The organism is Rhodoferax sp. AJA081-3, assembly GCF_017798165.1.
Lineage (GTDB): Bacteria > Pseudomonadota > Gammaproteobacteria > Burkholderiales > Burkholderiaceae_C > Allorhodoferax.
On the sequence record NZ_CP059068.1, the window covers coordinates 3,720,505 to 3,736,786 of the forward strand.

General features: G+C 61.3%; 21 protein-coding genes and 1 tRNA gene. 16 read left to right on the top strand and 6 right to left on the bottom strand.

The window, feature by feature from the left end; translation table 11 throughout:
- Nucleotides 1–32 precede the first annotated feature (32 nt).
- Both rplQ and HZ993_RS17485 read left to right on the top strand, forming a co-directional pair.
- A complete protein-coding gene (gene rplQ / locus HZ993_RS17480) occupies nt 33–428 on the top strand; it encodes a 50S ribosomal protein L17 (protein WP_209394009.1) in 396 nt (131 codons plus the stop codon).
- An 18-nt stretch (nt 429–446) separates the two neighbouring features.
- Nucleotides 447–523: transfer RNA gene (locus HZ993_RS17485), tRNA-Met, on the top strand.
- A gap of 67 nt (nt 524–590) precedes the next feature.
- Here the strand turns inward: HZ993_RS17485 and HZ993_RS17490 are convergent.
- Complete coding sequence (locus HZ993_RS17490) at nt 591–1,679, bottom strand: DUF3616 domain-containing protein (RefSeq protein WP_209394010.1); 1,089 nt, start codon at nt 1,677–1,679, stop codon at nt 591–593.
- Between the two features lie 133 nt (nt 1,680–1,812).
- Here HZ993_RS17490 and HZ993_RS17495 point away from each other — a divergent pair, with 133 nt between their 5' ends.
- The 3 genes from HZ993_RS17495 to HZ993_RS17505 all read left to right on the top strand — a co-directional run bounded on the left by HZ993_RS17495 (nt 1,813) and on the right by HZ993_RS17505 (nt 3,845).
- Nucleotides 1,813–2,298: an ASCH domain-containing protein gene (locus tag HZ993_RS17495; protein WP_209394011.1), complete on the top strand. Its 486-nt coding sequence runs from the start codon at nt 1,813–1,815 to the stop codon at nt 2,296–2,298.
- A gap of 116 nt (nt 2,299–2,414) precedes the next feature.
- The gene (locus HZ993_RS17500; RefSeq protein WP_209394012.1) at nt 2,415–2,624 is read left to right on the top strand and encodes a hypothetical protein; all 210 of its coding nucleotides are present in this window, start codon (nt 2,415–2,417) and stop codon (nt 2,622–2,624) included.
- 63 nt (nt 2,625–2,687) lie between these two features.
- On the top strand, nt 2,688–3,845 hold the full coding sequence (locus HZ993_RS17505) for a sorbosone dehydrogenase family protein (RefSeq protein ID WP_371816940.1): 1,158 nt from the start codon (nt 2,688–2,690) through the stop codon (nt 3,843–3,845).
- A gap of 25 nt (nt 3,846–3,870) precedes the next feature.
- Here the strand turns inward: HZ993_RS17505 and HZ993_RS17510 are convergent, their stop codons facing one another.
- Both HZ993_RS17510 and HZ993_RS17515 read right to left on the bottom strand, forming a co-directional pair.
- Nucleotides 3,871–4,584, bottom strand: a complete 714-nt coding sequence (locus HZ993_RS17510; protein ID WP_371817003.1) for a hypothetical protein — start codon at nt 4,582–4,584, stop codon at nt 3,871–3,873.
- A 173-nt stretch (nt 4,585–4,757) separates the two neighbouring features.
- Nucleotides 4,758–5,090 carry a histone protein gene (locus tag HZ993_RS17515; RefSeq protein WP_209394014.1) on the bottom strand — a complete coding sequence of 111 codons (333 nt, stop codon included), beginning with the start codon at nt 5,088–5,090 and terminating at the stop codon, nt 4,758–4,760.
- A gap of 246 nt (nt 5,091–5,336) precedes the next feature.
- Between HZ993_RS17515 and HZ993_RS17520 the strand changes: the two genes are divergently transcribed.
- Nucleotides 5,337–5,537 (top strand): hypothetical protein, encoded by a 201-nt coding sequence (locus HZ993_RS17520; protein WP_209394015.1) that lies wholly within the window; start codon nt 5,337–5,339, stop codon nt 5,535–5,537.
- A gap of 31 nt (nt 5,538–5,568) precedes the next feature.
- Nucleotides 5,569–5,832: a RodZ family helix-turn-helix domain-containing protein gene (locus tag HZ993_RS17525; RefSeq protein ID WP_245213673.1), complete on the top strand. Its 264-nt coding sequence runs from the start codon at nt 5,569–5,571 to the stop codon at nt 5,830–5,832.
- Here the strand turns inward: HZ993_RS17525 and HZ993_RS17530 are convergent.
- Nucleotides 5,787–6,239: a thioesterase family protein gene (locus HZ993_RS17530; protein ID WP_209394017.1), complete on the bottom strand. Its 453-nt coding sequence runs from the start codon at nt 6,237–6,239 to the stop codon at nt 5,787–5,789. The two genes, HZ993_RS17525 and HZ993_RS17530, sit on opposite strands and share 46 nt — an antisense overlap.
- Before the next feature lie 4 nt (nt 6,240–6,243).
- Complete coding sequence (locus tag HZ993_RS17535) at nt 6,244–6,474, bottom strand: hypothetical protein (protein WP_209394018.1); 231 nt, start codon at nt 6,472–6,474, stop codon at nt 6,244–6,246.
- Nucleotides 6,475–6,630: 156 nt separating this feature from the next.
- Between HZ993_RS17535 and HZ993_RS17540 the strand changes: the two genes are divergently transcribed.
- From HZ993_RS17540 to HZ993_RS17575, 8 genes are all read left to right on the top strand, one after another.
- Nucleotides 6,631–7,410, top strand: a complete 780-nt coding sequence (locus HZ993_RS17540) for a DUF3047 domain-containing protein (protein WP_209394019.1) — start codon at nt 6,631–6,633, stop codon at nt 7,408–7,410.
- 14 nt (nt 7,411–7,424) lie between these two features.
- Nucleotides 7,425–8,345 carry a class I SAM-dependent methyltransferase gene (locus tag HZ993_RS17545; protein ID WP_209398568.1) on the top strand — a complete coding sequence of 307 codons (921 nt, stop codon included), beginning with the start codon at nt 7,425–7,427 and terminating at the stop codon, nt 8,343–8,345.
- Between the two features lie 129 nt (nt 8,346–8,474).
- Nucleotides 8,475–9,647 carry an ABC transporter substrate-binding protein gene (locus tag HZ993_RS17550; protein ID WP_209394020.1) on the top strand — a complete coding sequence of 391 codons (1,173 nt, stop codon included), beginning with the start codon at nt 8,475–8,477 and terminating at the stop codon, nt 9,645–9,647.
- 67 nt (nt 9,648–9,714) lie between these two features.
- Nucleotides 9,715–10,587 (top strand): branched-chain amino acid ABC transporter permease, encoded by an 873-nt coding sequence (locus HZ993_RS17555; protein ID WP_209394021.1) that lies wholly within the window; start codon nt 9,715–9,717, stop codon nt 10,585–10,587.
- On the top strand, nt 10,587–11,585 hold the full coding sequence (locus tag HZ993_RS17560; RefSeq protein WP_209394022.1) for a branched-chain amino acid ABC transporter permease: 999 nt from the start codon (nt 10,587–10,589) through the stop codon (nt 11,583–11,585). Before HZ993_RS17555 ends, HZ993_RS17560 begins: the two co-directional genes overlap by 1 nt.
- Nucleotides 11,582–12,373, top strand: coding sequence for an ABC transporter ATP-binding protein (locus HZ993_RS17565; protein WP_209394023.1), 792 nt, complete (start codon nt 11,582–11,584; stop codon nt 12,371–12,373). Before HZ993_RS17560 ends, HZ993_RS17565 begins: the two co-directional genes overlap by 4 nt.
- On the top strand, nt 12,366–13,106 hold the full coding sequence (locus HZ993_RS17570; RefSeq protein ID WP_209394024.1) for an ABC transporter ATP-binding protein: 741 nt from the start codon (nt 12,366–12,368) through the stop codon (nt 13,104–13,106). The genes HZ993_RS17565 and HZ993_RS17570 overlap by 8 nt, the downstream gene beginning before the upstream one ends.
- 88 nt (nt 13,107–13,194) lie before the next feature.
- Nucleotides 13,195–14,109, top strand: a complete 915-nt coding sequence (locus tag HZ993_RS17575) for an NAD(P)-dependent oxidoreductase (protein ID WP_209394025.1) — start codon at nt 13,195–13,197, stop codon at nt 14,107–14,109.
- Between the two features lie 36 nt (nt 14,110–14,145).
- On the opposite strand, the gene HZ993_RS17580 is transcribed toward HZ993_RS17575, so the two are convergent.
- A complete protein-coding gene (locus tag HZ993_RS17580; protein ID WP_209398570.1) occupies nt 14,146–14,928 on the bottom strand; it encodes an IclR family transcriptional regulator C-terminal domain-containing protein in 783 nt (260 codons plus the stop codon).
- A gap of 132 nt (nt 14,929–15,060) precedes the next feature.
- Between HZ993_RS17580 and pobA the strand changes: the two genes are divergently transcribed.
- On the top strand, nt 15,061–16,281 hold the full coding sequence (gene pobA, locus HZ993_RS17585) for a 4-hydroxybenzoate 3-monooxygenase (RefSeq protein ID WP_209394026.1): 1,221 nt from the start codon (nt 15,061–15,063) through the stop codon (nt 16,279–16,281).
- Nucleotide 16,282: the final 1 nt, after the last annotated feature.

Sequence of the window (16,282 nt, forward strand, 5' to 3'; positions counted from 1 at the left end):
GCTGCCCACTTAAAACTCAAAGGAAATCTACCATGCGTCACGGACACGGACTACGTAAACTCAATCGCACCAGCTCACACCGCCTGGCAATGCTGCGCAACATGATGAATTCGCTCATCGAGCACGAAGTCATCAAGACCACAGTACCCAAGGCCAAGGAACTGCGCCGCGTGGTTGAGCCCATGATCACCCTAGCGAAGGAAGCCACTGTTGCCAACCGCCGTCTGGCGTTTGACCGCCTGCGCGACCGTGACAGCGTGACCAAACTGTTTAATGACCTGGGTCCCCGTTTTGCGGCCCGTCCAGGCGGCTACACCCGCATCTTGAAAATGGGTTTCCGTGTTGGCGACAACGCGCCCATGGCTTTGGTGGAATTGGTTGACCGTCCTGCTGCTGCAGAAACAAATCCTGAAACAGCTGCAGAATAAGCTATAATAGAAATCTACCGCGAGATGGAGCAGTCTGGTAGCTCGTTGGGCTCATAACCCAAAGGTCGGAGGTTCAAATCCTTCTCTCGCAACCAAATCAGTAAGCGGTCTCCGCTGACAGCAAACGCCCACTTCAAGTGGGCGTTTTGTTTTGTGCGCCTATCAGTTGTGGCGCAGCAGGTCACCAAAAACTGTGCGCTGACCCTCTCGTCGATCGTCGCCTGGCGCGTCGTACAAGACCAGCCAGCTAGGCTTACCGCCCGACAATGCTGGAGGCAGGTCGCAGATGGCCTCGGCGCGGTTGGTACCGCGTCCGTGCGGCAGTACGATCGACTCGGTCAGAGTCGACTCAAAACGAATCGGTTCTCGGTTGGCTGCCAATACTGCTTTCGCCGCTGGCCATTTGAAAACGCGGATTTCTCCGTTCAGCACCATCGTCGGGCCGGCCAGGATATAAAGGTCCTCACCACAAAAGTGCAGGTCGCGCACACCCAGACCGTCTAGTTGCAAGAAGTGTTTGCGCATCAGCAAGCCGCTGTCATCCAGCGGCGCCAGACGCAACTGATCGCCCCGTGCTTCTAACTTGATCTCCAGCAGCGCAGACCAGCCACGCAGCACCGGCCCACGCAGACCCAGCAGCAACCTGGGGCCATTTACCGCCAGGCCTTCGATGTCAAAGCCATTGTCCTTGCCCGGTATTGCCATATAGGGCCCGAAGTGCGGGTCGTTGGCCAGTGCGCGGGTCAGCAGGTTGTCGTGTGAGTCGCCTTTCAGCCGCAGTGCTTGCCGCCCATCCTTGGCCCTGCGAACGAGGCAGGGCGCGCCGTGTGCGTCGGGCTCGATGGGTATGCAGGCCAGCAGCCGACGGTTGCCGTCAAGCGTAACCTTGGCCAGGCGCTTGGCGTTGTCTGCGTGGTCCCTGTCCGGCTTGGCGTTTTTGCGTTTCAGGCCATGTGATCCGACCACCCAAAGAAAGCCTTCCGCTACCGCCATGCCTTCCAGGTCGGCCTCTTCTTCGGCTGAGCCGGGCAGGTCCAGCAGATCGGACAGTGGAAAGTCGCGCACTTCGCCAAACCGCAGAGACTCGGGCCCGACGGGGTCGAGCCGCCGCAAACGGTCGATGCCGCAGGCTTCATCACCCGCTACCCAGAGCCAGTCGCCTGTGAAGGCGGCACCCGACAGGTTGGTCTGAACTAACGAGTCCGGCGCAAACTCCAGACGGACAGCATTCGCGTTTCGGGCATTAGGCATCGGATAGGTTCTCTGGTGGATACATTGCGAAGCAGACCTGCGCCTCAGACCGCATGGCCCGCACAGGGCTCAGATTCGGCGCACAAAAGAAGCGGACACATGACAATCATGATTTTTTCTACCGAAGGTTTTCATGACTATCCCCGCATCTATAGCAGCCTTCTGGGCTGATTTTTGCGCCGCATCTGGCGGCGACCATTCGGCCCGCTTTTGCGAAGCCTACCACTTTGACGATAACCAGCCGAGTGCAGATGAATTGGCGGTGCTTGTACTGCGGGGTATCAAGCGTGCAACCGCCGGATTGGCCTGGTCATTCGAGGAGGAGGGCAGGGCCCTCCCCAAAGTTGGCGATCTGAATGTGGTGACCGACTGGTCCGGAAAGCCCGTGTGTGTGATTGAGACTGTCACAGTGGACATCGTGCCGTATGACCAAGTTGGCGCGGAGTTTGCCGCGATAGAAGGAGAAGGCGACGGCTCCCTGGCGTACTGGCAGCGTATCCACAGCGCCTACTTCGCACGGGAATGTGCGCGTATTGGCCGGCAGCCCAGCGGCACCATGCCCATCGTGTGTGAATGTTTTCACGTCGTCTATCGCCCGAACACCCCGCAGGCCACCTAGGCCGTGTGTAGTGGCTGGCACAACATTGCTGAACCCGCGTGCAGTGTGGCGTGTCGCACAGAAGGATTGGGCTCTGCAAAATACGATGGCGTCACTTTGAACGAGGACAAGCAACCATGAAACGTATGAAATGTATCGGTGCCCAATGTGTCGACGAGACGGAACTGACAGCCCCGCCGACCACTGTACCCATGGCATGCCGACGCAACCATGGCGACAGCGAGAACCGCAGCTTTGTCAGTGCCAGCTATTACTCGGATGAACCTGCAATGTCTGCTCTGCAGATGGCATTGTTTGATGACCCCCGCATGGGTGCACGTCTGTAGACGAAAGCGTGTGCAGCTTGGGCCGGGACCGTGCAGAATGCTCGGACCAAGAGGAACCATCCTATGTACCCATTCCCCGCGGACAGGCCAGCAAAGATGTTACTGGCGTCCATCGTTGCACTGGGCGTCGTCGCCTTCCACAATACTGCGGCCCTGGCCGCTGCGCCCGATGTACGCACGTTGCGGGTGCCAGCTGGGTTTCAGATTGAGGTGCTGACCGACGCAGTGCCCAATGCGCGCCAGATGGCACTGGGTGCGTTCAAGGACGGCAAAGGTGTGTTGTACGTCGGAAGCAGAAGCGCTGGAAACGTCTATGCCGTAGAGATAGACCAGGATCGCGCCAAAGCAGTGCACACGGTGGCATCCGGTCTGCAGATGCCGGTTGGCGTGGCCTGGCGCGACGGGCAATTGTTTGTGTCTGCCGTGTCCCGGATCCTGCGCTTCGACGGCATTGACAACCGCATCACCAACCCTCCGGCTCCGGTCACCGTCACCAGTGGTTTTCCGGCGGATACGCACCACGGGTGGAAATTCATCGCCTTTGGCCCCGACGGCCTGTTGTATGTACCGGTGGGCGCGCCTTGTAATGTGTGTGAGTCTGACGCGCGTTACGCCAACATCCAGCGCATGAAGCCCGATGGCAGCGCACTCGAAACCGTGGCGCACGGAGTGCGCAATTCGGTCGGGTTCGACTGGTATCCGCGTGACCGCGCGTTGTGGTTCACCGATAACGGGCGTGACCTGCAGGGCGACGATCTACCCAGTGACGAACTCAACCGCTTGGAAAAAACCGGCCAGCACTTTGGCTTCCCGTATTGCCACCAGGGCGATGTGCGTGACCCTGAATTCGGCAGCAAACGCCTATGCACGGAATTCGTAGCCCCGGTTGCCAAACTCGGTGCCCATGTGGCTGCGCTGGGCATGCGGTTTTACACCGGCCAACAGTTTCCCGTGGCCTACCGCAACAGTATCTTTATTGCCGAACATGGTTCGTGGAACCGCAGTTCCAAAGTCGGCTACCGGGTTGTGCGTGTGATGCTGGACGCGCAGGGCAAGGTCACGGGGCAGGAGACTTTTATGGACGGCTGGCTGGGCAAAGATGCGGCCGGCAAGGAGACCGTCAGTGGGCGCCCGGTGGATGTGCTGGTGATGCCCGATGGCTCCCTGCTCGTCAGCGACGACAGCGCCGGTGTGATTTACCGCGTTCGCTACCAGCCGTGAATGCCCTTGGGCAGGCGCACACAAACTAAGTCGGACCGATCCAACGGCCAGAACCCGGGCACACACTGGCCGGTGCGCCGTTACGCCAGACCTGCTCTTGTGAGACTAACAATGCAGTCGATGGGTCGGTGTCAAAGCGGATCTGCAAAGCCTGCGCAACGCCGGCATGTTCAATCGCAAGCTCCCAGGTCAGGAATGCCAAGGTGCAATCCAGATCGACCGGAAAATCGGCCGCATCAAAGCCACTGGCACCGCGCGGAATCACGGCATGCGGCTGGCACGTATCAAATATCACCACCGTACCTCGGCCCAATGCAATGCGCTGGCCGGTGGACGGGAAGTGCAAATCCAAACCCCTGTCATCACCCAGAAAAAGATTGCAGAAAGCCGAGCCACCGTACTGGGCGCCGTCGTGGTGGTAACGCGCACCACGGCAGACCATCAAGGCCATGTCGCTGCTTGCCAGCAGGCCCGTCAGACCCAGCGTGTGGGTCCACGCGCTTACCGCCTGCACACAACGCCCGTAGTCCGGCCAGCGCATCCGCGCGCGCGCCAAGGGCAGCTCCTCAACGTCACCAGGCTCCAACGCCAGGTGGTGCCGTATCTCGCGCTCCCAATCCGCCACCAGCTTCGCGGGCAGCGCGGGGATATCGACGGTGCCAGACAGCACCCCGCCACCCACACTGCGGCTGCGCATGGAACCATGGCTCCGGTAATAACAGCTCAGGGCCTCGCGCATGTCGTGGTTTTGCGGGGATGGAAGCATGGTGAGGATGCAGAGAAGAAAGCGAAATACTATAAAAATAGTAGCAAAACAGTTAATAAATACGGGGGCTAGAGGCCAATTCTACAAACAACAAAGGCCCACAAGGGGCCTTTGTTTTGGGTGCCACCGTGGGGTGGCCATGCACATTACTTCTTCACGACTTTCTTCGCAGCCTTCTTGGCAGGCGCAGCAGCCTTGGCGCTGGTCTTGCCCTTGGCGGCAACCGGTGCAGCTGCAGGCGCGGCTGCAGTCTTCAACGCGGTGCGCTGGTCACGCAAGGCCTGGATCTCTGCGCCCAGTTTGTCTTTGCGCTCGGTCAGCTTTGCAATGCTGGCCGTGATCTTGGTGATGGCCTTGGCTGTTTTGGACACTGGGGCTTTTTTGGGAGCCGCTTTGACCATGGGCTTGGTTGCCTTTGCGGGGGTCTTTGTTTTAGAAGTTGTTGCCGCCTTGGGGGCCGCTTTTTTCGCAGTTGCCATTTTTAAAATTCCTGTTTTTTATACCCGACACAGAACTTGTGCCGGACCCGTATTGTCGCAAGATTCTCGCGGGCCAAAAAATTACGTGAAATGTTGGTCGCGGACTCGCGCGATTCCACCCGTCACCGTATTAACCCTTGGTATCACGCCCAGCCGCAGTTCGTCACATACCAGATGCAATCGCAAGCTGGCGCAAATACATTCTCTTCAACGGGCCGCAGTGGTCTGACTTTCAGGAGAGATCAAATGTTTACAGCCACCAACAACAACACACGTCTGACTGCTTTCACCTTTGCCGTATTGATGACGATGATCGTGCATGGCAGCATGTTGCTGACCTTTCACGATGCAGCCAACGATGCCACGTTGGCGCAGACCACGCAGACCACGCAGACTCGCAACGTGGCCGTGCTCGATACCGTTACCATTGTTGGACGCCGTATCTAACAATAGTATGCAAACCTTCACGCCAGTTTCCATGCCATCCCCATCGGGGGCAGAGCTCAAAGCCGCACGCCTTGCCGCGGGGCTGAGTCAGGTGGATGCGGCTGAGCTGATGGCGTATCCGGTTCAGCCGGGTAGCCGTGGTGGCCTGCAGTCCCGCACCTGGCAGGCCTTGGAGAGTGAAAGTGATCCGCGCAATATGCCGGGCCCCATCTTTGCGATGTTTCTGCTGTTGACCCGGCAGCATCCGCTTTATGCGCTGGTGGGCAAGGACACCACTACACCGGCAGGCCAATAGGTCGCGCAAAATTCGGGCGGCATGCGCCGTGGCTGCCCTGTGCTCAGTTCAATACACACCAGGTCCCAGCGGCCACGCAGAATCGTGGCGTGGTCCCGGTTGCGCACCAGTTGAAACCTGCGCTCCATGCTTAGTTTGCTGGTGGTGGCCATGAGCCAGGTGGCCATGGTCAACTCCTCCAGCGCACCTGTGGGCAACAGGTAGTCGTACTCACCGCGGCGAATGGCCATGGCCCTGTCCAGGCGCTGGTAGTCCGCCAGTGCCAGGCCCAGAGATTCGGAATGTGCCCAGCCTATCTTTTCGCACCACTGCACATAAACTGCATTGTTGGTGTGCTGCAAACCATCGATGTCGTCAACCTGTGGCTGGGCGGGCAGGGTGAATGGATTTGGATAGTCCCACACCATCGGCCTAACCCAGCAGCGCCTGCTCTACGGCGGCCTTGGCGTCTTCAATGCCGGGGAAGAAGCGCGTAGGCTGGGGGGCGGCCTTGGGCATATGGCTGGGGGGAGGCCATAGGCGGTCATTCAGCCAACTGGCGGTAACGCCGCCAATATCCTTGGTTTTGAGCTCACACACGGGCACCCCATCCAGCAGGGCGGTGTACAAACCAGGCGACCCGTTCCAACTGATATTTGCCATAGTGTCCTCGCATAAAGCTCTGAGCCCAGCTGAGAGATTGACCGTGGAAACCACGTACGTCAAGCAGAATTTGGGTCCCTGGCTGTCATCAACACCCGCTAAGATGGGCGCCTGGCAGGCACCGCAGACCTGTTATTACACACGTCGTTTGGACCTATGGAACTGAAATTGGTGTCGAAATCCGCGCGCGCAAAGGGCCGCCGCCTTGTGCATGCCGTGTTGGTGGTGCTGCTGATCCAGATTGCAGCCTGTACCTCGGTTCCCAGAACAGCGAGCACCGATAGCGGTCCCATCGCATCGGCCACCCGCGACGCAGCACCGCCGTTTGAACAGTGGCAACACTACCCCTTGCCGGGCAAGGAAGCCACCGATTTCTCCCTCGTACAGCTGGATGGACGCAAGGTGGTGGCGGCATCGGCCAACGCATCGGCCAGCATGTTGCGCCAGGTGCTTCGCCGGGAGCCCGCCGATCTGGGCAAGATCAACTTCTCCTGGATGGTGCCCCAGCTGATTGAGCAGGCCGACATGGGCGTGCGCCAGACAGACGATTCACCGGTCCGCGTGGTGCTGGCGTTTGACGGCGACCGGTCCAAGTTCTCGATGAAGAATGCGATGTTGTCCGAGCTGTCGCTCACCATCACCGGCGAGCCCTTGCCCTATGCCACGCTGATGTATGTGTGGTGCAACACCCGACCGCCGGGCACCGTCATCATCAATCCACGCACCGACCGCATCCGCAAGCTGGTGGTGGAGTCGGGCGCCAAGGGCCTCAGCCGCTGGCTGAACTACGACCGCAATATCCGTGCAGACTTTGAAAAAGCCTTTGGAGAACCACCCGGCGCCCTGGTTGGCATAGGCATCATGACGGACACCGACAACACCAAAACCCAGACCCGTGCCTGGTACGGCCCGCTGAACCTGACCGCCGTCCAATGAGCGGCGGCCCTGGCCTGCAGTCCCTGCTGGGCACCATTGCGGCAATTGACTTGCCCGATGGTGCACAACGTGTCTTCCATGGCCGCGGCGGTCTGCACCCCGGCTGTGAGCATCTGGCGCTGGACTTTTTCCCGCCGGTCTGGGTGTTGACCAGTTTCCAGCCGATGGCGGAGGAGGAGCTGGCCGCCATCCACACCGCCCTGTCCGAACGCTGGAGCCAGCTGGCCCCGGGTGCGGCCCTCAACTGGGTCTTGCAGTGCCGCGTGGACGGCACAGCAGAGACCCGCCTGATGGCGGGCAGTGTGCCCACGCCCCATGTGGTCACAGAAGAGGGCGCACGCTACCTGGTGCACGTGCTCAAGGGCCAGAACCATGGCCTGTTTCTGGACATGGCCCACGGCCGCCGCTGGGTGCGTGAACACGTTGCTGCGCACCCGGGTTGCAAGGTACTCAACCTGTTTGCCTACACCTGTGCCTTCTCGGTGGTCGCGCGCCAGGCTGGGGCCGCCCACGTGAGCAACCTCGACATGAGCCAGGGTGCGTTGGCCATTGGCCAGCAAAACCACCAGCTCAACGGCTTGGCATCGGGCGCCGGTTTTTGGGCCCACGACATCTTTACCACCTGGGGCAAGATCAGCCGAGGCGGGCCGTATGACCTGATCATCGTAGACCCACCCAGCTACCAGAAGGGCAGCTTTGTGGCCACCAAGGACTATGCCCGCCTGATGCGGCGCCTGCCGGATCTGCTGCAGCCCGGCGGGCACGCGTTGCTGTGCCTGAACGCACCCGAACTGGGCATGGCCTTTCTGCAAGACCAGATGCAGGCGCTGGCGCCCGACCTGGCGTTTGTGCAGCGTGTGGCCAATCCCCCGGTGTTTGCCGATGTGTCGGAAGACCGCTCGCTCAAGGTGCTGGTCTACCGGGCGCCTGCCTAAGGCTTGCAGCGCTGCAAGCTATTCACGATTGGTATAACAAGGAGTCACAAATCCCTATTGCATGGGTTGGGCTTTACACGCATAGTGGCGGCAAGCCAAGAAGCGCTTCCCCAAAACCGGAGACCCACGATGCACAAGCGACAGGTATTTAAGGCCATAGCCCTCGCGGTTGCTGCTTTAGCAGCTACACAATCCATAGCAGACAGCGGCACCTTCAAGATCGGCCTGATCCTGCCCATGACTGGCCAACAGGCCAGTACCGGCCGCCAGATCGAGGCCGCCGCCAAGCTGTACATGGCGCAACACGGCGACACCGTGGCCGGCAAAAAGATCCAGCTCATCATCAAGGACGACACCACCATCCCCGACGTGACCAAACGCCTGGCGCAGGAGCTGGTGGTCAACGAGAAGGTGGACGTGCTGGCCGGTTTTGGCATCACACCTGCGGCCCTGGCCACGGCGCCCATCGCCACCCAGTCCAAAACCCCCATGGTGGTGATGGCGGCTGCTACCAGCAGTATCACCCAGGCCTCGCCCTACATCGTGCGCACCAGCTTCACGCTGGCCCAGGCCTCGGTCGCCATGGGGGACTGGGCGCCCAAAAATGGCATCAAGAAAGTGGTGACCCTGGTCAGCGACTATGGCCCGGGCATCGATGCCGAGAAGTACTTCATCGAACGGCTGCAGTTCAACGGTGGCCAGGTGGTGGATTCCCTGCGGGTGCCTATGCGCAACCCCGACTTTGCGCCCTTCTTGCAAAAGGTGCGCGATGCCAAACCCGATGCACTGTTTGTGTTTGTGCCCTCCGGCGCCGGCGCGGCGGTCATGAAGCAGTTTCTGGAGCGCGGCATGGACAAGGCCGGCATCAAGCTGATCGGCACGGGTGACGTGACCGACGACGACCAGTTGAATGACATGGGCGACGGCGCGTTGAACGTGGTCACCTCCCACCATTACGCGGCGGCGCACCCCTCGGCCGTCAACAAGAAGTTTGTCGAGGCCTTCCAGAAGGCCAACAAGGGTATGCGGCCCAACTTCATGGCGGTGGGCGGTTATGACGGCATGCGCGTGATTTATGAAGCGCTGAAAGCCAGCAAGGGCCAAGGCGGTGGCGACGCATTGCTGGCGGCCATGAAGGGCCAGATTTTTGAGAGCCCGCGCGGTCCCATGTTCATCGACAGCCAGACGCGTGACGTGGTGCACAACATCTACCTGCGCAAGGTGCAGCGGTTGGATGGGCAACTGCACAACGTGGAGTTTGATGTGATCAAGGATGTCAAGGATCCTGGCAAGAGCAAGTGATTGCTGGCCCCGCGTTTTGCCTGGTGACAGGACAAAACGTTCTGTCTGTCTGGCACACTGATTTTCTATGCTGACCATTTTGTTTGACGGCATTGCCTACGGCATGCTGCTCTTTATCCTCGCCGTGGGCCTGTCCGTGACCATGGGGCTGATGAACTTCATCAACCTGGCGCATGGGGCATTTGCCATGGTGGGCGGCTACATCACGGTACTGCTGATGCAGAAGTTTGGCGTGCCATTTCTGGTCTGCCTGCCGCTGGCCTTCCTGGGCTCCGCGCTCTTGGGTGCCGTGCTGGAGCGCACCTTGTACCGGCCGCTGTACCACAAGCCACACCTGGACCAGGTGTTGTTCTCCATCGGCCTGACCTTTATGGCCGTGGCCACGGCCGACTACTTCATTGGCTCCAGCCAACAAATCGTGCAACTGCCGGAATGGCTCAAGGGCCGTACCGAGCTGGGTGAGGGCGCCTGGATGTTGGGCATGGGGCATTACCGGCTGTTCATCATCGCCGTGTGTGCGGCGCTGACCGTGGGTTTGCAATACGTGCTGACGCAAACCCGTTTTGGCAGCCGCCTGCGCGCCGCGGTGGACGACCAACGGGTGGCGGCCGGCCTGGGCATCAATGTGAACTGGGTGTTCCTCGGCACATTCGCCGTGGGCTCGGGCCTGGCTGGACTGGGGGGTGCGCTGGGGGCTGAGGTGCTGGGGCTGGACCCGAGCTTTCCACTCAAGTTCATGATCTACTTTTTGATTGTGGTGGCCGTGGGCGGCACGTCCAGCATCACCGGGCCGCTGCTGGCTGCGCTGTTGCTGGGCATTGCCGATGTGGCGGGCAAGTACTACATCCCCAAACTGGGCGGATTTGTTGTGTACAGCCTGATGATTGTGATCCTGGTGTGGCGGCCACACGGCCTGTTTGTGCGCAAGGGGGGCAAGTGATGCCACACACCACAACATCCCCTTCGCAGAACACGCTGCTCAGCCGTGCTCGCTGGACCTGGTGGGAAGTGTTGCTGTGGGCGTTGGCACTGGCCTCGCCGTTGCTGCTCTCCAGCCATGCGCTGATCATCAACGAGATTGCCATCGTGGCGCTGTTTGCGCTCTCGCTGGATTTGATTTTGGGCTACACCGGCATCGTGTCGCTGGGCCATGCGGCTTTTTTCGGCATGGGTGCTTACAGCGCGGCGCTGTTTGCCAAACATTTTATGCCCGACCCGCTGGTGGGCCTGCTGGTGGGCATGGGCACGGCGGGTCTGCTGGGCGCGTTGTGCAGCGCCACCATCTTGCGCGGCACAGACCTGACGCGGCTGATGGTCACGCTGGGTGTGGGCCTGATCCTGATGGAGCTGGCCAACAAGCTGGACTGGCTGACCGGCGGTGCCGACGGCCTGCAGGGTGTGGTCATGGGGCCGCTGCTGGGGCGGTTTGAGTTTGATCTGTATGGCCGTGTGGCGGCCTGGTATTCGTTGACCGTGCTGCTGATCGTGTTTGTGGTTGCACGGCGCTTTGTCAGCTCGCCCTTTGGTGCCACGCTGAAGGCCATACGCGACAACCGGCTGCGCGCCATGGCCATTGGCATTTCGGTCAACAGCCGCCTGGCCGTGGTCTACACCGTGGCCGCCACGCTGGCGGGTGCGGCGGGCGCGCTGCTGGCGCAGACCACGGGTTTTGCGTCGCTGGACGTGTTTGAGTTCCACCGCTCGGCCGATGTGATGCTGATCCTGGTGATTGGCGGTGTGGGCTGGCTGTATGGCGGCGTGGCCGGGGCTATTGTGTTCAAGCTGATGCAGGATACGATCTCCAGCATCACACCGCAATACTGGACCTTCTGGATTGGTCTGTTCCTGGTCGTGCTGGTCTTGGTCGGGCGCGAACGCCTGATTCGCCCGTGGACCTGGTTTGGCGCCAAGGGCAAGAAGAGCGGAGGTGCACCATGAGCAAGACGGTGCTGTCCGCACAAGGCCTGGTCATGCAGTTCGGCGGCATCACCGCCACCAACAATGTGACGCTGGACCTGCACCAGGGTGCCCGCCACGCGCTGATTGGCCCCAATGGCGCGGGCAAAACCACGTTGATCAATCTGCTGACCGGCGTGTTGCAACCATCCAGCGGCAAGATTGTGCTGGAAGGTGAAGACATCACCACACTGGCGCCGCACCAGCGGGTGCGCCGTGGCATGGTGCGCACCTTCCAGATCAACCAGTTGTTTGACACACTCACACCGCTGGAAACCCTGGCCATGGTTGTCTCGCAGCAGCAGGGGCTGGGCGGCAAGTGGTGGCAGGCGCTGGGCCGCTCGGCCAGGGTGACCGAGCGTTGTGAACAATTGCTGGAACAGTTCCACCTGACCGCGGTGATGGCACAACAGACCCGTGTGCTGGCCTACGGCAAACGCCGCCTGCTGGAGATTGCGATTGCACTGGCATGTGAACCGCGGGTGTTGCTGCTGGATGAACCGGTGGCCGGTGTGCCGGCGGGCGAACGTGAAGAGCTCTTGCAAACCGTGGCTGCCTTGCCGGAAGACGTGTCCATCTTGCTGATCGAGCATGACATGGACCTGGTCTTCAGTTTCGCCCAACGCATGACGGTGCTGGTCAATGGCACGGTGCTGACCGAGGGCGATCCGGACCAGATTGCGAATGACCCTCGGGTCAAGGCGGTGTATCTGGGGCATGGGGATGACGCACCCCACGCGGCGCAGGGTGCGGAGGTCCAGCATGGCTGAGCTGCTGAAAGTCGAAGGCTTGAGTGCCGGTTATGGTGAAGCGGTGGTGCTGCACGGGGTCTCGTTCTCCATCAATGAAGGTGAGACGCTGGCGCTCTTGGGCCGCAACGGCACCGGCAAGACCACACTGATCAATACGCTGGCTGGGGCCACGCGCCAGCACGCTGGCAGCATCGCGCTGGGCACGTCCGCGTCCACTGTTGTCGCCTTGCACAAACTCCCCTCCCACGAACGCGCCGCCGCCGGCATAGGCTGGGTGCCGCAGGAGCGCAATATCTTCAAGTCGCTGACGGTGCACGAAAACCTGACTGCTGTGGCGCGGCCGGTGCGCGCCGGGCGTGCCAGCAGTCCGTGGACGCCGGAGCGTGTCTACGAACTCTTTCCCCGGCTGGCCGAGCGCAAGACCAACCTGGGTACCCAACTCTCCGGTGGTGAGCAACAAATGCTGGCCCTGGGCCGCGCACTGGTGCTCAACCCCACGCTGCTGCTGCTGGACGAACCCTGCGAAGGCCTGGCGCCCATCATCGTGCAGGAGCTGCTGCGCGCCATACGCCGCATCACGCGGGAAGAGGGGCTGTCCGCCATCATCGTGGAGCAGCACCCGCAGGCGATTCTGGCCATCTCCGACACCGCCGCCGTGCTGGACCGCGGCACCGTGGTGCACAGCGGCACCGCGCGGGGTCTGCTGGAGCAGCCCGCGCTGCTGGACAAGCTGCTGGGCGTGGCACGCTGATTCCAATTTACTCCTGATTTAATAGCGGTAGTCTTATATTCCACGGGGGCTAGAGCCCTATTTGACGTAAGGCATAGGCGGTAGAAGCATGAACATCCAACACATCGGCATGGTGGGTTACGGCGAGGTGGGCAAGATTTTCTGTGCCGCGCTGCAAAGCCACGTGGCCCGCGTCAGCGCCTGGGACCGAACGTTTGACCCCGAGGCCACACCCGTCAACCCACACAATGCCGCACTGGCCCACGCGGCCCAGGCCGGTGTGGTTGCCAGCACATCCCTGCAAGACCTGTGCGAGGGCGGGGTGGACATCATCATCTCCGCCGTCACCGCGTCCAACACGCTGGCCGTGGCCCAGGCGGCTGCGCAGCACATCCGCGTGGGCACCATCTTTCTGGACCTCAACTCCGCATCCCCCGGCACCAAACAACAGGCCGCGCAACTCATCGACGCGGCAGGTGGCCACTATGTGGAGGCGGGCGTCATGACCTCGGTGCCGCCCTACGGCATCCGCGTGCCCATGCTGCTGGGTGGCGCGTACGCAGCGGAGCTGGCCGACACACTCAACGGCTGGGGCATGGACGCCAAGGCCGTCGCCACCGAGATTGGTATCGCATCGGCCATCAAGATGTGCCGCAGCGTCATGATCAAGGGGCTGGAGGCGCTGGTCATCGAGAGCTACACCACCGCCCGCCACTATGGCGTGGAAGACCACATGATCCCCACGCTGGCGGAGACCTTTCCGTCCATAGACTGGCAAAAAACTGGCGCCTACTTCTTCAGCCGTGTGGCCCAACACGGCAAGCGCCGCGCCGAAGAAATGCGCGAGGCCGCCAACACCGTGCAAGAGGCGGGTTTTGAACCGTGGATGGCCGCTGCCATTGTGGGCAAACACGACTGGGTGGCACAACAAAGCGCTGCGGGGGTGTTCCAGGACCTGCCACAAGGCGCCATCTGGCAGGACTACGCCGACCGGCTGCTGGCCGCCCGCACACCCGAGTCCTGAGCTTCAAGCCCTGAGCCCGGCCCCCCTGAGTGGTGGCTACAACAGCGGCCGCAATTCACGCGCCGCCTCAAACAAAAGCGGCAACAAATCCCTTTGCATGGCCTGGGGCGACAACCGGTTGTGCGACGCCACCACATTCAGCGCCGCCACCGTCGTACCCTGGCTGTTGCGCAGCGGCACGGACAGGGCATGCACACCCAGCTCGTGCTCCTCGCTGCTCAGGCAGAAGTCCTGCTTGCGCACAGCCTCGATCAGCGCCCTGAACGCCTTGGGGTCGGTTGTGGTCGTGGGGGTCAACCGCGGCAGCATGCGGCCTTTCATCCAGGTGCTGAAATCGGTCTTGGTCTTGGCCGCCAGCAGCACGCGCCCGGTGGAGGTGGCGTGGGCTGGCAGGCGCGCGCCCATGTGCATGCCATAGGCAATCACCCGGCCAGATGGCGACGTATTGTTGCGGTCGTTGCCGCTGCGCGCCACGATAACCACCTCATCCGCATCCAGCACCACGGCCGAGAAGGACTCTTGCGCCTGCACAGCCAGCTGGTTCAGCGTGGGCTGGATCGCGCGGGGCAGGCGGCTGGACGCCAAATAACTGCCCGAGAAACGCAGCACCTTGGCGGACAGCCAGTAGTAGCTGCCATCGGTCTCCAGGTAACCCAGGTGCGCCAGCGTCAGCAAGTGGCGCCGGGCTGCCGCCCGCGTAATGCCCGAGCGCTCCGCCGCCAGCGTGGCGTTCAGGCGCTGGCGCTCGGTGTCAAAACTCTCCAGCACCGCCATGCCTTTGGCCATGCCCTCGATGAAATCTGCCTTGGCAATCGCCATGTTCTGGGTCTGTGATTGATTGCGCGGTGATCGCGCAGTGGGTGCAATCATCGCACAAACTCCGGCTTGACGGGGCGACAAAACGCGGCCCAGTGCCTAAGCTTGGAGCATTGAAACCAGGAGTCACAATCCATGCGAACCCAAGTTGCCATCATCGGTGCCGGACCCTCCGGCCTCTTGCTGGGCCAGCTGCTGTACAAGGCTGGCATAGACAGCATCATCATCGAACGCCAAAGCGGCGACTACGTGTTGACCCGCATCCGTGCCGGCATTCTGGAGCAAGTCACCACCGACCTGTTGGACGAAGCCGGGGTCGGCGCGCGTATGCACCGAGAAGGCCTGGTACACGGCGGCTTTGAGATGCTGTTTGACAACCAGCGCCACCGCATCGACCTGCAAAAACTCACCGGCGGAAAAAGTGTCATGGTTTATGGCCAGACCGAACTGACCCGCGATCTGATGGATGCACGTGCAGCCGCTGACCTGCCCACCGTGTACGAGGCCAGCAACGTGGCCGTGCACGACTTCGACGGCAAACAGCCCCGCGTGACCTATGAGAAAGACGGGCAAAGCTTCGAGATCCAGTGCGACTTCATCGCCGGCTGCGACGGCTTCCACGGCGTGTGCCGCGCCAGCGTGCCGCCGTCGTCTCTGCAGGAGTTTGAAAAGGTCTATCCCTTTGGCTGGCTGGGTTTGTTGTCTGAAACAACCCCCGTGCATGACGAGCTGATTTACGTGAACAGCCCGCGTGGTTTTGCACTGTGTTCACAACGCAGCCACACGCGCAGCCGGTATTACCTGCAGGTGCCGCTGACCGACAAGGTGGAAGCCTGGAGCGACGAGGCCTTCTGGAAAGAGTTGCGACTGCGGCTGGACCCACAGGGCCGTGATGCACTCATCACCGGGCCATCCATAGAAAAAAGCATCGCACCGCTGCGCAGCTTCATCACCGAGCCCATGCGTTTTGGGCGCCTGTTTTTGGCTGGCGACGCCGCCCACATCGTGCCACCCACCGGTGCCAAGGGCCTGAACCTGGCCGCCACGGATGTCAAATTTTTGTCCCAGGCTTTTATAGAGTTCTACCGAGACAAGACCGAGGCGGGCATCAATGGCTACTCGGCCCGTTGCCTCAAGCGCATCTGGCGTGGTGAACGTTTCTCGTGGTGGTTCACACAGCTGATGCACCGCTTTCCTGAAGGCGGTGCCATGGGCGCGCGTTTCCAGCAGGCGGAGTTGGACTACTTGATGCACAGCGAGGCCGGTGCACGCACCATTGCTGAGAACTATGTAGGTCTGCCGCTGAACTTTGCGGATGGGCCCGCGCCTGCCCCCGTCGCCACACAACCGGAGTGAA